This is a genomic window from Asinibacterium sp. OR53, assembly GCF_000515315.1.
GTDB lineage: Bacteria > Bacteroidota > Bacteroidia > Chitinophagales > Chitinophagaceae > Sediminibacterium.
In genome coordinates this window covers 982,819-1,000,953 of record NZ_KI911562.1, presented here as the reverse complement: position 1 = coordinate 1,000,953, position 18,135 = coordinate 982,819, and the positions used below count along the sequence as shown (strand labels likewise).

13 protein-coding genes are annotated in these 18,135 nt (G+C 45.9%); 6 read left to right on the top strand and 7 right to left on the bottom strand.

From position 1 onward, the window contains the following. Positions 1 to 9 precede the first annotated feature (9 nt). From cobA to cysI, 3 genes are read left to right on the top strand one after another with little or no spacing between them, the layout of a single operon-like run. Positions 10 to 867, top strand: coding sequence for a uroporphyrinogen-III C-methyltransferase (cobA, locus tag SEDOR53_RS0104370; RefSeq protein WP_026768624.1), 858 nt, complete (start codon positions 10 to 12; stop codon positions 865 to 867). Then, positions 851 to 2,563, top strand: coding sequence for a sulfite reductase flavoprotein subunit alpha (locus tag SEDOR53_RS0104365; protein WP_026768623.1), 1,713 nt, complete (start codon positions 851 to 853; stop codon positions 2,561 to 2,563). The genes cobA and SEDOR53_RS0104365 overlap by 17 nt, the downstream gene beginning before the upstream one ends. Before the next feature lie 18 nt (positions 2,564 to 2,581). Next, positions 2,582 to 4,249 (top strand): assimilatory sulfite reductase (NADPH) hemoprotein subunit, encoded by a 1,668-nt coding sequence (gene cysI, locus SEDOR53_RS0104360; protein ID WP_026768622.1) that lies wholly within the window; start codon positions 2,582 to 2,584, stop codon positions 4,247 to 4,249. A gap of 61 nt (positions 4,250 to 4,310) precedes the next feature. Here the strand turns inward: cysI and SEDOR53_RS0104355 are convergent, their stop codons facing one another. Next, positions 4,311 to 7,139, bottom strand: a complete 2,829-nt coding sequence (locus tag SEDOR53_RS0104355; RefSeq protein WP_026768621.1) for a TonB-dependent receptor — start codon at positions 7,137 to 7,139, stop codon at positions 4,311 to 4,313. Positions 7,140 to 7,796: 657 nt separating this feature from the next. Here SEDOR53_RS0104355 and SEDOR53_RS0104350 point away from each other — a divergent pair. After that, positions 7,797 to 8,204, top strand: coding sequence for a hypothetical protein (locus SEDOR53_RS0104350; protein WP_051416490.1), 408 nt, complete (start codon positions 7,797 to 7,799; stop codon positions 8,202 to 8,204). Between the two features lie 10 nt (positions 8,205 to 8,214). Here SEDOR53_RS0104350 and SEDOR53_RS0104345 read toward each other — a convergent pair whose 3' ends face one another. From SEDOR53_RS0104345 to SEDOR53_RS0104335, 3 genes are read right to left on the bottom strand one after another with little or no spacing between them, the layout of a single operon-like run. Next, positions 8,215 to 9,114: a cyclase family protein gene (locus tag SEDOR53_RS0104345; RefSeq protein ID WP_026768619.1), complete on the bottom strand. Its 900-nt coding sequence runs from the start codon at positions 9,112 to 9,114 to the stop codon at positions 8,215 to 8,217. A gap of 22 nt (positions 9,115 to 9,136) precedes the next feature. Then, the gene (locus tag SEDOR53_RS0104340) at positions 9,137 to 9,583 is read right to left on the bottom strand and encodes a DUF1572 family protein (RefSeq protein ID WP_026768618.1); all 447 of its coding nucleotides are present in this window, start codon (positions 9,581 to 9,583) and stop codon (positions 9,137 to 9,139) included. Between the two features lie 2 nt (positions 9,584 to 9,585). Next, the gene (locus SEDOR53_RS0104335) at positions 9,586 to 10,395 is read right to left on the bottom strand and encodes a PhzF family phenazine biosynthesis protein (RefSeq protein ID WP_026768617.1); all 810 of its coding nucleotides are present in this window, start codon (positions 10,393 to 10,395) and stop codon (positions 9,586 to 9,588) included. Between the two features lie 133 nt (positions 10,396 to 10,528). On the opposite strand from SEDOR53_RS0104335, the gene uidA reads away from it, so the two are divergent. Beyond that, the gene (gene uidA / locus SEDOR53_RS0104330; protein WP_051416489.1) at positions 10,529 to 12,376 is read left to right on the top strand and encodes a beta-glucuronidase; all 1,848 of its coding nucleotides are present in this window, start codon (positions 10,529 to 10,531) and stop codon (positions 12,374 to 12,376) included. Between the two features lie 3 nt (positions 12,377 to 12,379). Here the strand turns inward: uidA and SEDOR53_RS0104325 are convergent, their stop codons facing one another. Continuing rightward, positions 12,380 to 14,068 carry a beta-xylosidase gene (locus SEDOR53_RS0104325; RefSeq protein WP_026768615.1) on the bottom strand — a complete coding sequence of 563 codons (1,689 nt, stop codon included), beginning with the start codon at positions 14,066 to 14,068 and terminating at the stop codon, positions 12,380 to 12,382. A 205-nt stretch (positions 14,069 to 14,273) separates the two neighbouring features. On the opposite strand from SEDOR53_RS0104325, the gene SEDOR53_RS0104320 reads away from it, so the two are divergent. Next, positions 14,274 to 14,750 (top strand): CHRD domain-containing protein, encoded by a 477-nt coding sequence (locus SEDOR53_RS0104320; RefSeq protein WP_084220343.1) that lies wholly within the window; start codon positions 14,274 to 14,276, stop codon positions 14,748 to 14,750. Between the two features lie 11 nt (positions 14,751 to 14,761). Here the strand turns inward: SEDOR53_RS0104320 and SEDOR53_RS0104315 are convergent, their stop codons facing one another. Then, the gene (locus SEDOR53_RS0104315; protein WP_026768613.1) at positions 14,762 to 15,910 is read right to left on the bottom strand and encodes a hypothetical protein; all 1,149 of its coding nucleotides are present in this window, start codon (positions 15,908 to 15,910) and stop codon (positions 14,762 to 14,764) included. Positions 15,911 to 15,921: 11 nt separating this feature from the next. Next, on the bottom strand, positions 15,922 to 18,123 hold the full coding sequence (locus SEDOR53_RS0104310; protein WP_026768612.1) for a PQQ-binding-like beta-propeller repeat protein: 2,202 nt from the start codon (positions 18,121 to 18,123) through the stop codon (positions 15,922 to 15,924). Between the last annotated feature and the right edge of the window lie 12 nt (positions 18,124 to 18,135).

Below are 18,135 nucleotides of genomic sequence, written 5' to 3'. Positions count from 1 at the left end.
ACCAGTTGTATGAGCTATCAACCCACCAAAGGCAAAGTGATATTGGCGGCAGCCGGTCCGGGAGACCCGGAACTGGTGACCCTGAAGACTGTTCGCTTTTTGCAACAGGCAGATGTGGTACTGGCCGACAGGCTCGTGAGTGAAGATGTCATCAAAGCGCATGTGAAGCCTGGAGCAGAAGTAACATATGTGGGTAAACAATGCCGCAGGGGGATCTCTACTCCGCAACTTACCATCAACGAATTACTGGTACATCATGCCAGCCGGCATCAGCTGGTAGTCCGGCTCAAAGGAGGCGATACCGGGATATTTTCCAATATCCTGGATGAACTGGAAACACTGGTAGCCCATCAGATCCCCTATGAAATCGTTCCTGGGGTTACTGCTGCACTCGGTGCATCGGCTTATGCCGGTATTCCGCTTACGGCAAGAGGATATGCCACTTCTGTTCGCTTCCTCACTTATTACAAATCAGATGTAGTGACGGATGAAGAATGGAAAGAACTGGCGGAAACAAATGATACGCTGGTATGGTATATGTCATCCGAAACACTCGATACCGTTGTTGAAAAACTTACACAACACCAGATCAGCGCCGATAAATTGCTGGCAGTTGCCGAACAGGCAACAACGCCACTGCAAACCATCCACACTTGCAGCCTGTATGATTATGAACGCCAACTGAAAGGAACGGTGTTTTTATCGCCTTCCCTGGTGATCATTGGCAAAGTGGTGGCGCTTCACGAGCAGTTTGCCTGGATTGCCAACAGTTACAGCAAAGAGCATTATTTCAAACCACTGACAGGTCGTGTAAGCACCATACACGACGATACAGCTAAAGATAATAAACATGTTAACAGGGCCTAAATTCAAATTACTGACAGATCTGATCAGCGAGTCAAGCAAAGAGGAGCTGATTTGGATCAACGGTTATTTATCTGCATTGCTGGGGCAGCAACCACAGCCTGCTGTAGCCGTTGCGGTTCCTGTAAGTGTTGCTGCGGCCGCACCTAAGAAGATCACCATTACCTATGGCACCGAAACCGGTAACTCTAAAAAGCTGGCCACGGAATTTGCCGCTAAGGCAAAGAAGAATGGGATACAAACCAAACTGGTGGGGCTTGACCAGTATCGCCTCACCGATCTTCCAAAAGAAGAGTATTTTATTACCGTGATCAGCACACAGGGCGAAGGTGAACCTCCTACCGCGGCACAAAAATTTTACGACCATATCCACAACAATGGTTTTAAAATACCGCAATTGAAATTTGGTGTGTTGGCGCTGGGCGATACGGCTTATCCGCAGTTTTGCAAAGCAGGAGAAGATGTAGACAGTCAGTTGCAAAAACTGGGCGGCAATCGCATCGTTCCGCTGCAAAAATGCGACCTCGATTATGAAGAGCTGGCGCATAGCTGGTTTTCTGATTTGCTCAAATCATTCGATAATGCAGGTGTTCCGGCTATTGTAGCGGCACCGGTTGTTACTGATCAGAAAAAACCAGCCGGTAAGAAAACCTATACCGGCACCATACTCTCCAGTATTAATCTCAATGCCAACAATTCAGACAGGAAAACATACCATATTGAAATAGCAGCAGAAGGCGTAGAATATCTCCCCGGCGATTCCATTGCCATCATACCGGAAAACCCGGCAGCGATCGTGGAAGAGATACTGGCCCTCAGTCAAACAGATCCGGCAAAAAATATTTCATGGAAAAATGAAACGTTTACGATCAAAGACCTGCTCACGCAGAAGCTGAATATTACTTACCTGTTGGAGAAATCTGTTAAACAATATGCAACCATTGTTGGACAGGATATCCCGGCGGGAAGGGTAGGTTTGCTGGAACTATTGCAGAAATATCCTTTGAAGGATGCAACACAGTTCGAAGCCATTGTACTCGGACTCACCCCTACCGCCCCGCGCATTTACAACATCGCTTCTTCACCCGCCGCACACGAAGGCGAAGTGCACATTACTGTGTTGCAAGATGTGTTTACGGTGAACGGGGAAAAACAGTATGGACTGGGCACCTCATTCCTGGAAAGCAAAAAACCGGGTGATGAGATCAGTTTCTTTATTCAACCCAACAAACGCTTCCGCTTACCCGCGGCAGATAAAGATGTGATCATGATCGGACCCGGAACGGGTATTGCGCCGTTCAGGTCGTTCACCGCAGAACGCGATGCAACAGGTGCTGCTGGACGCAACTGGTTGTTCTTTGGCGAAGGCCGCTTTACAGACGATTTTCTTTACCAGACCGAATGGCAAAACTGGTTCAATACCGATGTGCTCACCAAAGTGAGCCTTGCTTTCCATAAAGACAGTGCAGATAAGCCATTCGTGCACCACAGGATACTGCAACACGGCGCCGAGTTGTTTGAATGGATGCAGAACGGCGCCTACCTCTATCTCTGCGGTGAGAAAGATCCGATGAGCAAAGAAGTGGAAGCCGCGCTGCTGACCGTTATCGAGCGGGAAGGAAAATTGTCCGCTGAAGATGCAGCAAAATATTTCGAGCAATTAAAAACAGAAGGGCGCTACGCAAAAGACGTGTATTGATCCTATAAAACAGGTATTATGAGCAAGCAGGAAAAATTATCAGCCATTGAACACATCAAAACAGCCAGTCATGGTTTGCGCGGCACACTGAAAGAAAGTTTGCAGGATGAGATCACAGGCGCTATACGCGAACAGGATCAGGCATTGGTGAAGTTCCACGGCATGTACTTGCAGGATGACCGCGATTTGCGCGAAGAGCGGGCCGCTAAGAAACTGGATAAATTGTATTCCTTCATGGTCAGGCTGCGCATTCCCGGCGGCCTCTTAACGCCTGAACAATGGATCACTGCACACCATGTAGCAGGAGAATATACTACCGGTGTGATCAAGATCACTACCCGCCAAACCATTCAACTGCATGGTATCCTCAAAAACCATGTGAAGCCCACGCATCAAAACTTCAGCAAAGTAAAGCTCGACTCCATTGCCGCCTGCGGCGATGTGAATAGGAATGTGGCCTGTACGAGTCACCCCGCCGAATCGCCATTGCATAAAAGTATTCATGCGTATGCCGACAGGATCAGCCGGCTCTTACTGCCCAAAACAAGGGCTTTTTACGAAGTATGGCTCGACGAAGAAAAGATTGCCGAAAATACTGAGACCGATCCTTTATACCAGGATCGCTACCTGCCCCGGAAATTCAAAATAGGCATTTGCATTCCGCCCAACAACGATGTGGATGTACTGGCCAATGATCTGGGATTGATTGCTATTATTGAAGATGGCAAGCTGAAAGGATTCAATATTGCCGTAGGTGGCGGTTTATCTACCACGCACGGCAACGCCGATACCTATGCGCGGCTGGCCACTGTTATTGGTTTTACCGACACCGAAGAGAAAACGCTCAAGGCTGTATATGAAACCCTCACCATTCAACGCGATTATGGTAACAGGAGCGACCGGAAACTTGCGCGCATGAAATACACACTCGACAATATGGGTGTGGAAGCTTTCCGCAAAGAACTGGAAAAACGTTGCGGCTTTCCTATCGAAGATCCCAAACCTTACGAGTTTACCCAAAGAAAAGACCGTTATGGTTGGTTCAAAGACTATGAAGGTAACTGGCACTATACTTTATTCATCGAGAATGGAAGGGTTACCGACAGCGAGCAAGTGCCTTTGAAAACTGCATTGCTCGAGATCGCCCAAACCGGTAAAGCCAATTTTCGTTTTACCAGCAACCAGAACCTGATCTTGAGTGATATCAAAGAAAGCGATAAAAAGCACATTGAAGACCTGTTGAATCAATTTGGTATCATCCAGGCTACCGATGCGGCATCTGCCCTGCGTAAGAATGCGATTTCCTGTGTGGCTTTGCCTACCTGTCCGCTTGCACTGGCCGAAGCCCAGCGTTACCTGCCCAAACTCATTGACCAGATCGAACCGCTCTTGCAGCAATACGGTTTATCGGATGATGATATCGTATTGCGCATGACCGGCTGTCCCAATGGCTGCGCAAGACCTTATGCCGCAGAGATCGGACTCATTGGAACCGCTCCCGGTCTTTATAACCTGCACATTGGCGGCGACCGCTACGGTCAGCGGTTGAATAAAAAATACAAAGAGAACCTCAATGAAAAAGCCATTCTGCAGGAATTGGATCACCTGTTCAGCGATTATAAAGCCGGTAAAACAGCTGATGAACATTTCGGCGATTATGTGTTTAGAAAACAACTAGCCAATTAACAAAAAAGAGTGGGGGTTTCAGATTTTGAAACCCCCCACTCTTTTTTATATTCTTTATTCCCTATTTCCCTCTATTCGCATCAAATACAAGGGTTATATAATAAAATCCCCCAACAGCTGGGCCGCCCACATACTGCGTGTGATACGTGTTGAAGATATTGGTACCACCTATCTTAACTGTGGTATTCGCTTTCACAAAACGGTAATTCACCTGGGCATCAACGGTATTGTAGGCCGGAACGGTGCCGTTGGCTAACGGACTGTTCCAGTAAAACGCATCCTGCCAGTGCCATACCAGGTTGAACCCGGTATTCTTAAACAGTTGCCTGTTGCCGAATGATACATTGGCCATCCATTTAGGCGTATTAAAAGCAGGTGTAAATGCATCGGAAGCGTGCACTTCAACCAACTGGGCATAGGCCAGATTGGCGCCGATATTGAATTTCCTGTAAAAGTTATAGTTCAGACCAATATCAAACCCCTGGTTGCTGATCTTGCTTTTGGAGTTGGTCCACATTTTATACTTTTTTACAGAACTACCGCCGGCATATACAAATGCTGCCGTACTATCGTTAGACCCGCCGGTTTGGCCGATGGTGCCCCTGATGGGTTGTGTAACATCGAGTTGGCCGATAAAATTGTCGTACAGGTTAAAATAATAGTCGGCATCAACGAACAGTTTGTTATCAAGCAGCACGCCTTTGTAACCCAGTTCGAAAGAATTGAGGTGCTCCGGCTGTATATAACCGTATGTACTCTGCACCAGTAACCCTTTTTGATTATTGATAGCCGTGTTCTTGCTCACACCATTACTGATATCGGCATTTACTGCATTCTTAAACGCAGTTACGGATGAATTCAGGTATGAGTTTTCGAATACATTCAACGGGCCTGCCGTTACTTTTAATCCACCCAGCCTGCGCACACCGCCATTGTTCACAAACGCAAAGCCTTCGAAAAGGGTGGGAAAGCGATAACCATTCTGGTAAGAAGCACGGATATTGTGCTGCTCGGCAGGAGAATACACCAGTGCGATACGTGGGTTGATCTTCGGATCGAAATATTCGGTTTTGTCCACGCGTAATGAACCAGTGAGCTTCAGCTTATCGTCCAGCACTTTTTTAGTAGCCTGCACAAAGCCGCCGAAATTGTAATAATAGAAATCATCATTGGCTCTTTTAGGATCGGTAAGCACGGCAGGGTTGATGTATTCGTTGCCATCGGGCGTAACAATGTACCTGCGGTAATGACCGCCGGTCAGCAGTTGAATGCCTTTGATCAAACTGCTCCAATCGTATTGCCCTTCAATATGCCAGAAAGCAGATTGCAGCAACAACTGTGCACCAACGGTATCCCAGTTATTGGTATGAATGATCTTATTACGCACGCTGTCGAACGCAGCCGTGCCGGGCACGAATCTGCCGTTATCGGCAAAGGCACGGGCAGCAGTATGGGCCGCAGCTATATTGCCGCCATTAGCCGCAAAGGCGGTGTTAAAGCCGCTGGTGTAATCATTCCACCACTGTGGCGATTTTTTAAAAGCCATATCGATGTTCTCCGCCAGCGGACGGAAATTGAAAGAATTGGCGCCGGTATTCTCCTGTGTGTAATAGGCTTTAATAAAGAAATCGTTGTTTTTCACTTCCAGTGCATGCTGCTGGATCTGCTCACCATCGAGCCGCACCCGATTGCCGCGCTGGTAATTATTGGTTACAGTACCAATGCGGTACGCATAAGAAGCCTGAAGCGATGAATTGAACTTATAATACAACCCCACATCTATCTTGGAATTCTTTACAGCATAATCCGTAAGGTCCTGCTCCCGGTAACCGGTGCGGGTTACATCATAGGTCTTGCCCTGTAACGTAAGGGTCTTCATATTGCTGTTGTATTCATCGCCATAAGTGTTGATCAGGTCGGCAGCCGGATTGCTGGCTTTCCCAATGCCCAGCGATGCATTGGTTTTATTACCAGCCGTATAATACTGATCGGTAGTATCGTTGGCAATCCAATCGGTGCCTTGCGAATAAGATCCGTTGATCTTAAATGCCAGCCGTTTGTTGATGGCTTTGGCATAACGGATAGCATATTCCTGGTAGAGGGAGGGCGACAGATCCTTGCCATCTATATGATTCACCCCCTGCTTCACATACACACTCAGGCCCTGGTATTGAAAGGGGTTCTTGGTTTTGAGGTTCGAAATACCATTGATGGCGTTCAGACCGTACACCGCCGAGGCCGCACCGGGAATCAATTCAACACTTTCGATATCCAGCTCGGTAGGACCCACCGCATTGGCCACCGGTGCGCCGATACCGGGAGAAATATTATCTACACCATCTACCATTTGAAGAAAGCGCGAATTGGTGGTACCGGCAAACCCACGGGTATTGGGTACTTTATAACCAATACTCAGTGTGGTCATCTGCACCCCTTTCAGATTCTCCAGCGCATCGAAGAAAGAGGGCGCCGGGCTTTCTTTGATGGCACGCAGGTCGAGCTTTTCAATGGTAACAGGCGATTTAAGGATACTTTCCGATACACGCGAAGCGGAAACGATCACCTGACCTGCATATTGATTCTGCGCATATAAAGAAACCGATACGGCCGATGCATTGTTATCCGATACCAGGAACTCCTGCGGTTGATATCCAACATAAGAAACCAGCAATGTAATCGGCAGGCGTTGAAAAACCTTTAATTCAAAACTGCCGTCTTCTTTAGATACCGTTAACTGGTTGGAGCCTTTTACCCTGATTGAAGCGCCACCCAGTTGCTGGGCATGAACCGAATCGAAAATTTTACCCGAGATGGTATAAGCACCCTGCGAATACGATCGCAATGCCAGCAGGGTAAAAACAATTGGTATAAGTATAGCTCTGGACTTCATTAGTCTATTATTTTAGTAGGATAAAAAATTAAAATGATTACTGCTAGGTTACAGGCGAAGCCTGCGGTGATGAATGATTAAAGCCCCATAGGGCAGGAAAGGCTGCAGGTCATCGCCATACGGGCATGGAATGTGAAGTGCTGCGTATGACAGATAATATCATATTGCGAGGGAGAAGGGGTTAATTTGTTCAGTAGATCGTCCATTATTTTCTGTTTCGGTGGCAAACATACGAATATTCTACTAAAATAGTAGAGTATTTGCAAAAAAATAAAAAACCTTTGTAGGAACGAATCCTACAAAGGCTGTGTAGCGGTTAACTACGGTTTTTCATGGACTAAACCAAAGCGCTACCAATTAACCTACGCTAAAAATTAATTGGCGACTTTTCAAGGATCTTTTCAAAGGATTATTGGATTCCCAACTGTAACACATTCTTGTAATGTGATGTCACAAAGAAACGCCCAGTTACGGAAACAGCTGATAGTGAAAGTGATGAAAAACAGATAGAAAAGTCAATCGGACAGTATAGTAATATCACTACATGGGTGCTGGTGAAAACACCAATCTTACAGATGCAAGCCTTTTTTAAAAGCTATAAAAAGGCTTGCATCTGTGGAATAAATGTTGTAACTTTTTAGTATCAAATGACCCAATATGAAACAGTATCACATTATTTCCAGAATAGCTATTTATCTGCTGGCTGTTGTAATGATTGTTTTCGGGATTTATCACTTTATGAATGCACGTGATCTGGTGGTTTTTATTCCCAGCTCTTTGCCTGGTGGTATTTTATGGGTTTATCTCGTTGGCGGTGCATTTATATTGGTTGCCATTGCCTTCATTACCAATAAAATGGTGAAAGCAGCCGGATACGTGCTGGCGCTTTTATTGATTGTTTTCATTGTCACCATTCACATACCCAACTACGTTAGTGCGGGCGACAAGGAAATGAAAACCATGGCATTCATCAACTTGTTGAAGGATACGGCAATCGCCGGTTTTGCGCTTCACATTGCAGCCTCTGCCAGTCAGCAGAAGTTGCATTTTGAGGACAACGACTGACGACGTTATCTTATTTATTGGCTCCGGTCAGTTTTGCCATTGCCCGTACAGGGAACGTGCCCACTCCTTTGAATTTGGGTGGAATAGCGCTGAAGGTAAACCCATCTTCCGGTAACAACTGCAGGTTGCACAGGTGCTCCACAATCAAAATTTCTGCTCCCAATAATGTTGTATGCACTGGCCGGGATTTCCCGTTCGTATTGTCTATATTATGCGAGTCGATCCCTACCAGCTTCACACCGCAATCTCTTAAATAAACGGCTGCCGCTTCCGTAAGGTAGGGGTTGTTCTCGTAATAGTGTTCTGTATTCCAATGAACATCCCAGCCCGTATGTATTAAAACCGCGCGGTTCCTGATCTCGTAATTCCGCAGGTGCTTATCCGTAATTTCAGGTGATGTTGTATAGGGCACCCTAATGACAATGCCTTCGAGATCGGTAAAGCAAGCCAATTCCACTTCTGACAGGTCTTTCCCATGTTCAAAGCGGTGAAACGGGCAATCGATATAAGTTCCCGTGTTCGCTACCATTTCAATTTTGCCGATCTGGAACTCCGTTCCCGCTTCATATACTTTGCGCGAATCTTCCCTGCTCAGGTAATCACATATAATGGGCGCCGGCAATCCTTTATAGGTTACCAGTCCGTTTTCGATGGTATGGCTCAGGTCTATCAATAGATCATTACCCTTTTTTTCATTGATGGGTTTCCTTTTATGTGTCTCTGTTATGATCTCTTTATTCAGAATTTTTGTTTCACCTACCATCAGCAATCCCAGGTCGTCAACTATATAATCGGCCAGTGCTTTGTCTGAAATATCGTCCCCCGCAATATCAAGGCGAAAATCATGGCCTTTGATGCCCCCTCCATTTGTGAAATAAATCTCAAAATCGAATTTTACTCTTTTGTTCATGTTGCCTGTATTACTGGGTGTACTATACATCTAATAATCTCCGGTGGTAATTGATCTGCCCGAGATGATACGACAGATGTGTAGCGAGATGTATCAAAAAATATCCTGTTGATGTTTTTTCGGCAAAAACCAGGATCGGGTATTCTTGTTGTAATGCATCTTCCGGCAACTGATCCAGCGTCGTTTTCACAACAATGATGGTTTCATCTATCTTCTTTAGCAATTCGACTCTCGGTACATTCTTCAAAGAAAACTCCAGTTCCCTGTTCCTGGTGTAATTGGTTTTGCCTATCTGTGCCCCTATATAAGTATTCAAATTACCAACCAGGTGCAGGCATAGATTTCCTGCTGAATTTGCAATACCCTTTTCGGTATGCCAAATTACCTGTTCGTTTTTGTAAAGCGCTATTTCAGACCTTAGTCTTTTCAGGTCTCTCTCGAATAATGATTGAAGTGTTTGTATCAGCATATCTATCCATTCCAGTTTTTAAGTTGTCCTTCCAGCATGATCACTGCATTACCAAATAAAAGAACTTTATCGTCTTTCAGTTCAGTCGTCATGAAACCTGTTCGCTCGGAAGACTGAAAAGCCTTCAGTTTTGTTTTATTGAGTTTGTTGGCCCAATATTTCGTCAGGAAAGTTTGTACGCCTCCTGTTACGGGATCTTCATTGGTTCCTGCCCATGGCCAAAAATAGCGATAGTGAAAATCATAATCTGTATCCTTTGACGGGGCTGTTACCAATACCCCATTGATGTTCTCGTATGATGCGATCAACGCGTTGAAATCCGGTTTCAGCGACGCCAATCGATCGGAGTCGCTTATCTCCAGGACCATTATTTTGTTTTTAGGGCTGTACGATGTATTTGTTACTTCATCCAGACCCAATGCATGCAACATGGAAGCCGGCGCTGTTGATGTGGTCATCTCATATACAGGGAATGCCATGACAATATGGTCGTTTTCCTTCCGAATATTGAGTTCCAGCTTTTCTCCTGTTATGAATGTGAGGGCAGATTCATGCGTGGTTTCGAACAATACTTTTGCTGAAGAAAGTGTAGCATGCCCGCATAGGGCTATTTCTTTTTTGGGAGAAAAAAACCGGATGTCATAAGTATCGTTTTCTGCATTCTTTTTTATGAATGCTGTTTCGGAAAAGCCGATCTCTTTTGCAATGATTTGCATTTTTTCTTTGCCGATATCCTGGTCCAGAAAGCAAACACCGGCGGGATTTCCCTTAAAGGGTTCATTTGTAAAGGCGTCTACAAAATATGTTTTCATAATGAATGCATGAATTTACAAAATCTTTATATGGGCATCCCAACCAATTACGCTACGATTTTTAGCAGCATTATCGGCTCTGTTTTTTATCAGGAAATGATGTTTGAACCTTGATTTTTTTGTATTTTGTTACATGAAAAAATTTTACCTCTTCATCCTCCCAGTGATCGTATCATTTGCTGCAAACGCACAAGCATTCATGACGGCAAATGCCCAGGATATTGCACTGTATCCGCAACAAAATGAGTCAAGAAATGCCATGAACTTATCCGGTATCTGGAAATTCAAAAAAGACACTGCGGGTGTGGGAGAAAAAGAGCAATGGTTCAATGGATTAACCCATGCCGTTTCGATAGCGGTACCCGGAAGCTACAACGAGCAAATGGAGGACAGCCGTGATTACCTGGGCCTGGTATGGTATGAACAGCGGGCATTCGTGCCCAAATCATGGGCAGGTCAAAAAATTTTCATCCGGGTAGGATCTGCCAGCTATGCGGCGAAAATATGGGTGAATGGCAAACCTGTTGGCATGCATGAAGGCGGGCATTTACCATTCGCTTTCGACATCAGCAATGATGTATCTGTCAATGCGGAAAACCTGATTGTCATACAAACAGAAAATGAATTAAAACCAACCCGGGTGCCCACCGGTAATCTCGGGTCGGGCGGCATGTTCAGCAACAACCCGAAAACCAACTATGATTTTTTCCCGTACGCAGGTTTGGAAAGGGCTGTATGGCTTTACAGTATTCCGCAAAACGGTATTGGCGATATAACAACAAAAACAATTGTCAACGATGGCAGTGCAACCGTATCGGTGCTGATCAAAAAATATGGTTCGGTAAAAAAGGCTGCTGTAAAACTGAATGGAGACAATACAACCGAACAAAGTCTGCTCGATTTTTCGGGCGATGAAGCAACCGCTGTCATCAAAGTGCCCAACCCCCGCCTTTGGAGTACGGATGATCCCTATCTGTATCAACTCACGGTGATTGCCGGAACAGATGTTTATCACCTCAACATAGGCATCCGCTCGGTGAGTGTTACCAATAAGCAATTGTTGTTGAATGGCAAACCTGTTTTCCTGAAAGGATTCGGCAAACATGAAGACTTTCCCATTTTTGGAAAAGGGCTGGCGGGTCCCGTTATGGTAAAAGATTATTCGCTGTTGAAGTGGGTTGGGGCCAACTCTTACCGGACTTCGCATTATCCTTATGACGAAGAGTATATGATGATGGCAGACCGGGAAGGGATACTGATCATTGATGAAATACCTGCGGTTGGTTTGATTTTTGCCGATGGGGAAGCCAATGTTGATATCCGAAAAGAGACCTGCAAAAAACAGATCAGGGAATTGGTGGCGAGGGATAAAAACCATCCATCAGTCATCATATGGAGCCTGGCCAACGAGCCTTTTCCCAAAAACATGAATTTCGGTTCAGGGAAAGACGCCCCTGCCGATGCGTATTCATTGAATTTTTTTAAAGAGCTCTACCGCACAGCAAAAGAAGCTGATGATACCAGACCGGTTACCATTGTTGGTTTGCAGGGCGGACCAAGCGAATGGCTGGGTGCGATGGACCTGATGTGCATCAACCGGTATTATGGCTGGTACACACAGCCGGGCGATATCAAAAACGGCGTTAAACTCTTCAGCCAGGAACTGGACGACTTGCATCTTAAATACAACAAACCAATTATCGTTACAGAGTTCGGAGCGGATACCTATGCCGGAATGCATACCGATCAGCAGGAAATGTTTACGGAGGAGTTTCAAAAAGACTTCATTAAAGCCTACCTCGAATGTGCCGATACAAAGGATTTTGTTGCGGGCATGCATGTTTGGGCATTTGCCGATTTTAAAACCTCACAGGGCATTATCCGGTTTGGCGGCATGAACTATAAAGGGGTTTTTACAAGAGACAGAAAACCCAAGCTGGCAGCTTATTATCTGCGAAGCAAGTGGAACCTGACCCACTGAGCCTTAAAATACCAATCTCACCAGGGATACGGCCTGCCGGGGAAGTTGCATATCAACAGTGAGTGTTCCATTCTTGATCGTAACTGCTTTCGGGGCTGACAATAACGCTAATTGTCCTGTTTTTTCCAATTCCTTGTATTGTTGTTCTGTAGGCTGTTGTGGCGAACCCATTTTTTTCCATACTTCGTACGCATTGCTGTGATCGCTATCGATCCGGTAATGATACAATTTGGCTTTTTTTACCGGTATATGCTGTAAAGAAAGCATTACCGGTGAGCCGTTGTCCTGTATATCATCGTCGTGATAATTCCACAGCATCACGGTCAATGAATTTTTGCTTTTTGCAGCAATCGCATTGATATCTGTTTGCTTTCCGTGCACACTTGAATCAATGATCGACTGATAATCATAAGAAAAGTTTCCTGAAACTTCCACACGATTGCCCAACATCATACCCAGCATGCGGAAAACATTCAGCACAGGCTTGTCCACCCCGTTGGTGGCCAGGTCGCGAAACCCGTAAAACCAAGGCTGGTTCTCAAATTCAAAGGACCAGTTCACTGCACCGATCAGGTTGGTTCCAAAATGCGCATTGATATCATAAATACGCGCAACAGACGCAGCCGTATAACTCGAGTACATGGTTCCATTGCGATAAGCATTCTGTGGATCGGTTTTCATACCACAGGCTGCACAGCCTTCGGGATCCGACTCGCCAACAATTACCGGTAAATGTTTGGTTTCCGGGAAAGAAGCGATCACACTCAAATGATCCCGGATATTTCTCAACTGGCTGTACATGCCCATACGTACCCGGTCGTTGACAATCCGTGGCGAACCTTTTGCATGAAAAGCCAGGAAATCAATGGGTGCACCCACTTTGCCGGTAGCTGCATTGGTCTCTTTCAGACAGTGAATAATAAAGCCGCGCATGAATGCTTCACCTCCTCCTGTAGTATGTGGTCCGCCCACTTTGGCCGATGGCAGCGCGCGTTTAACAGCGTATGAAGCGTAATCGTACATCTTGCAATAAGTCTTCAACCTGTCCTGCGCCTGCAGGTAAGGAGCGTTCGGTTCGTTCCACAACTCCCAGTACCAGCTTTCTACTTCGGCCTTACCATATCGTTCAACACAATGTTTCACCCACTGGTAAATCAACGCTGCCCATTTATTGTAATCATTCGGCGGGTACGACCATCCTGTGTGGATATCACCATACTTATCGCCGGGTTTCCAATGGTGCTGGTATGGCTGCGGGTGGCTCGACAACGCCTCAGGCATAAAACCTATCTGCGCCAATGGCTTCATTTTCCTTTGTATGAACGTATCGAATATCGAGTCAACAATATTCCAGTAATACACCGGGTTACCATTTTTGTCTTCGGTATACATATTGGTAGAGCCCCATTTCAGCGCGGCGCTGCCATCTCCTGAAGTCATGAGGTTATGCACGCGAACATGAACGGGTACCGGACTCAAAGCAGCAATTTCCGAAAGCAGTTTCCGGCCATCTCTCATATAAGTGTAGTTGGGCTCGTCGTATCCGAACCAAGCCCAGATGGGCGTCATAGGACCTTTTTCTTTTGCGGCATCTACCTTGATCTGCACGGCAGACTGGGCCATCAGGCCCATACTCCAACCAAGCAACAATAGAGAAACTATGCTTTTTCGAATGACACCCTGTTGATTCATTGTCAAATGATTTTATTTTCTTGTCTTTCTAAAAATAACGCACTATGTGGAAATCAGTACAGAAGAACGGTCTTATTCATGAATGAAGTAGGTATCTGTCAACAAAAGTTTGACTATCAGCATATTGCCTAAAATATTGGTTTCTCGGCTATTGCAGAGGCAACCCTTCTGTTGCAAGCTGCGTTATAATTTGTAAACAACAGTTATGCAATCCATATTCATTCTCAGGCGGCTTGGTCTGTTCTGCGTGGTGTTTAGCGGCATCTTGTTTTCGTCTTGCAGCAAAAACAACGATTATACCGCGCCATCAACCACCTATAATATAAGTTCGTCGCTTACGGCGGCCCAGGAAGTGCCTGCCACCAACAGCACGGGTACCGGTACACTTACCGGCACTTACGATGCAAGTACTTATAAACTCTCTTACACCCTTAACTGGAGTGGTCTCACCGGGGCGGCTACCGGCATGCACTTTCATGGTCCTGCCGCCGCGGGTACAAGCGCCGCCGTGGAAGTAGCTATCACAGGTTTTCCTTCTGCAGCCAGCGGTACTGTGAGCGGAACAGCTACACTTACTGCCAGCCAGAACGATGATCTGTTGGGTGGTAAGATGTATGCGAACATACATACTTCGGCTAATCCTGCCGGTGAGATAAGAGGTCAGGTAAGTGCTTCGAAATAAGTTTGGTAGAGTTATCCTGCTAAAAGGTCGATACCGCACAACTGCGCTGCGGCATTCAACCTGCCTGCCCGCATGTGTGCAGTCAGCTGCAGCAGCCTGGGGCGATACAATTCATAATCTGCGCCATAAGCATCTTTGATGTTTTTGGCTTCTACTTGTGATATTTTACCATCGAACGCTACGGCAACGGTGAAAAGATCCAGCAGGAGATTGCGTTCTTCCTTACTTACCCGTTTTAAAATGTCGAGGAATACATTCCAGTCATCATATTTTACCGTGCTGTTATTATCGGTATGAAGCAGGTGCTGGAAGCGCAGCAACAGGATCACCATATTGGGATGAAAATTCTGGGCCATCACCACGGCATTGCCAATAGCGCAGAGACAGCCTTGCTTGGCCAAAGGCGAGAGCCGCTCTATAAGGTGATCGTGCAATACATTGTCGGCGATATGATTGCTCAAAGCAAAACCAAACAAGCGCAGGCGGGCTTCTTTCACTACGCGGTTGAGCACTACCCCGTTCCAGAAACATTCCACCGGCAGCGCCACATAATTGATGGAAATACCTGCGATCGTTTTGCCCACCGTTTTCAGCAACAGGAACCTGGCAGCGAAATTCGTGATCGTGATCTTGAGCTTGTACAGCAAACCCAATATCAACAGGTTTTTTTTCGATATCCGCTCAAAAGGATCGATACCCAATACTTCCATCTCCGGGTCGGGCAGTTCCAATGCTGTTCTTGCCAGGATGTTCGTGATACTGAAGGGACCAGATTGCAGGAAATCTTTTTTATGCACATGCAGGTTGATCAGTTCGCTTACTTCGTGAACGGCTTTCAATGCGATCAGGAATAATAAGTACAATTCAATAACAATGGAAATCAGTGTTACGCCGCCTGTCCATGCATAGTGTATATACCAGGGTTCGTTTTGTTTCAGCAGGTCAATGTATACGGTAGGCCAAACCAATACCAGGCCGGTAATAGCAGATAATACGATGCCCTTGATGGATATTCTCCTGATCTTTTGTTCCAGTACTACATCGGGTATATCGAACACATGATGCGTGAGGTCTTTTTTGTCGAACCGGTCGAGGTAATAGACGCCAAATTTTTCCAGCGGCGATTTTTTCTTTGCTTTCAGTTCGATACCGGGTTGCATGATCGGGGGTTTCAGTTTTTATCCGGTAATGCGAATGCCACATAAGCATCACCGGATCGGGTCTTCAATTTACCACCACCGCATGCAATTACAATAAATTGTTTTCCTTTTACATGATATACCGCAGGGGTGGCAAAACCCGAAACGGGTAAATCGGCCTCCCACAATAGTTTTCCTGTTCTTTTATGGAAAGCCCTTATTTTATTGTCTTTTGTGGCTGCTATGAACAACAAACCGCCCGCCGTTACTACCGGGCCGCCATAGTTTTCCGTGCCTGCATGTATGCCCCTTGCCTTCAGTTCCGGATAATCGCCCAACGTTTCTTTCCATACAAATTCACCTGTGTTCAGGTCAATAGCGGTTAATGTACCCCATGGTGGTTTAACGGCGGGATACCCTTCTTTTGTCAGGAATTTGTTATAGCCGGTATTGGTATAGGGCAGGTGCATGTATGCATCATCTGCTTTTTGTTCATGGATGAATTTTTGCGTTTGCTTTATTTTATCCTCCAGTATATATGCGGCAACGGCATTTTGTTCCTGTTCTGAAAGATGATTGAATGCCGGCATCATGCCCCTTCCCGATCTGAGCAACTGGAGAAATCTTGCATCGTTGTATTTTTTATTTACACTAATCAGTGATGGATAGTTCCCCGATCCTTTTCTTTCGGGGCCATGGCAGCTCATGCAGTTAAGCGTATATAAGCGTTTACCGGCTGCTAAATAATTTTCTTCTTTTGCCGCTTTCTCTTTTACATCCACCATTTTTAATACCCATGGCACTTCGTTGGCGTTCACATATAATATACCTGTGGCCGGATCATAGGCGGGACCGCCCCATTCGGCGCCACCATCGAAGCCGGGAAAAATAACCGTGCCTTCTTTGGATGGGGGGTTGAAAATATTTCCTGTCTTATAACCTGCCAACCTCTTTTTAATATCCTGGAACGATGAATCGCCGACGAGGTTGTTCAGGTCTGCTTCCGATAAAGATTGTCTTGCAAAGGGTTTCGGGAATGTTGGTATGGGTTGTGTAGCAGCTATTTTTTCACCTGTTAGTCCCGATTCAGTGGGTACTGGTTTTTCTTCTACCGGGTACACAGGTTTACCGGTTGTTCTGTCTAGTAAAAAAATAAATCCTGTTTTGCTGGGTTGGGCCAGCGCTTCGATCTTTTTTCCATCCTTTATAATATTTACCAAAACCGGCGCGGTAGGCAGGTCGCGGTCCCAGATATCGTGGTGCACTGTTTGATAATGCCAGATCAGTTTGCCGGTTGCCGCATCCAATGCCAACACACAATTGCCGAAAAGATCTGGACCCAATCGTTTGCCCCCATAAAAATCAAAAGAAACAGAACCTGTTGGTATGAACACAATGCCTTTGGCTTCATCCAGGCTCATGCCTGCCCAGCAATTGGCGCCGCCCAGGTGTTTCCAGGCTTCTTTACCTTCCCATGTTTCATAGCCTAATTCACCGGGCTGGGGTATGGTATGAAATATCCATCTCAGTTTGCCGGTACGAACATCATAAGCGCGAATATGACCTGGAGCTGCCGTTGCATCTTCCGCTACACGTGAGCCGATGATCAATACATCTTTATAAATAATGCCGGGCGTATTGGAAGTGATAAATTTATCTTTCACATCACGGTCCAGTCCGTCGTGAAGATCTATACGGCCATTGTTACCAAAATCCGCTGCGGGTTTTCCGTTGGCCGCCTGCAAGCAGATGAGCTGATCTCCGGCCGTATAAAAAAGCCTTTTGTCGTTCTTGCCGTCTGTCCAATAAGTAACGCCGCGACCTGTATTGGAGAAGGCCATCATCAAACGAGTTTGTGCGCTGGTGTCTGCTGAAATTTTGGCGCCGGGGTCAAAGATCCATTGTTGTTTTCCCGTGGCAGCATCCAATGCAAACATTTTCATTTTGGGCGTAGTGCCGTATAGTATACCGTCTACTACAATAGGATTGCATTGTATCTGGGAATGAAGCAGGGTGTCTGCGTCGTTTGTATGATAGGTCCAGGCAATGGCCAGGTGGTTTACGTTGTTTGTGTCAATTGCTGTGAGGGTGGAATAATGCATCGCATCTTTTGTGCCTCCATACACATTCCAGTTTTTATATTCTTGTTTTTCTGCCGGTGTACAACACACCCATGAGATAACAAGCAGGAGGTACATAAACAAGGGAATCTTCCCGTTCTTAAAATTTTGCATACAGTCTGTTCT

Coding starts and splice junctions, on each gene's coding strand:
- cobA (WP_026768624.1), top strand. CDS start 10: ATGAGCTATCAACCCACCAAAGGCAAAGTGATATTGGCGGCAGCCGGT.
- SEDOR53_RS0104365 (WP_026768623.1), top strand. CDS start 851: ATGTTAACAGGGCCTAAATTCAAATTACTGACAGATCTGATCAGCGAG.
- cysI (WP_026768622.1), top strand. CDS start 2,582: ATGAGCAAGCAGGAAAAATTATCAGCCATTGAACACATCAAAACAGCC.
- SEDOR53_RS0104355 (WP_026768621.1), bottom strand. CDS start 7,139: ATGAAGTCCAGAGCTATACTTATACCAATTGTTTTTACCCTGCTGGCA.
- SEDOR53_RS0104350 (WP_051416490.1), top strand. CDS start 7,797: ATGAAACAGTATCACATTATTTCCAGAATAGCTATTTATCTGCTGGCT.
- SEDOR53_RS0104345 (WP_026768619.1), bottom strand. CDS start 9,114: ATGAACAAAAGAGTAAAATTCGATTTTGAGATTTATTTCACAAATGGA.
- SEDOR53_RS0104340 (WP_026768618.1), bottom strand. CDS start 9,583: ATGCTGATACAAACACTTCAATCATTATTCGAGAGAGACCTGAAAAGA.
- SEDOR53_RS0104335 (WP_026768617.1), bottom strand. CDS start 10,395: ATGAAAACATATTTTGTAGACGCCTTTACAAATGAACCCTTTAAGGGA.
- uidA (WP_051416489.1), top strand. CDS start 10,529: ATGAAAAAATTTTACCTCTTCATCCTCCCAGTGATCGTATCATTTGCT.
- SEDOR53_RS0104325 (WP_026768615.1), bottom strand. CDS start 14,068: ATGAATCAACAGGGTGTCATTCGAAAAAGCATAGTTTCTCTATTGTTG.
- SEDOR53_RS0104320 (WP_084220343.1), top strand. CDS start 14,274: ATGCAATCCATATTCATTCTCAGGCGGCTTGGTCTGTTCTGCGTGGTG.
- SEDOR53_RS0104315 (WP_026768613.1), bottom strand. CDS start 15,910: ATGCAACCCGGTATCGAACTGAAAGCAAAGAAAAAATCGCCGCTGGAA.
- SEDOR53_RS0104310 (WP_026768612.1), bottom strand. CDS start 18,123: ATGCAAAATTTTAAGAACGGGAAGATTCCCTTGTTTATGTACCTCCTG.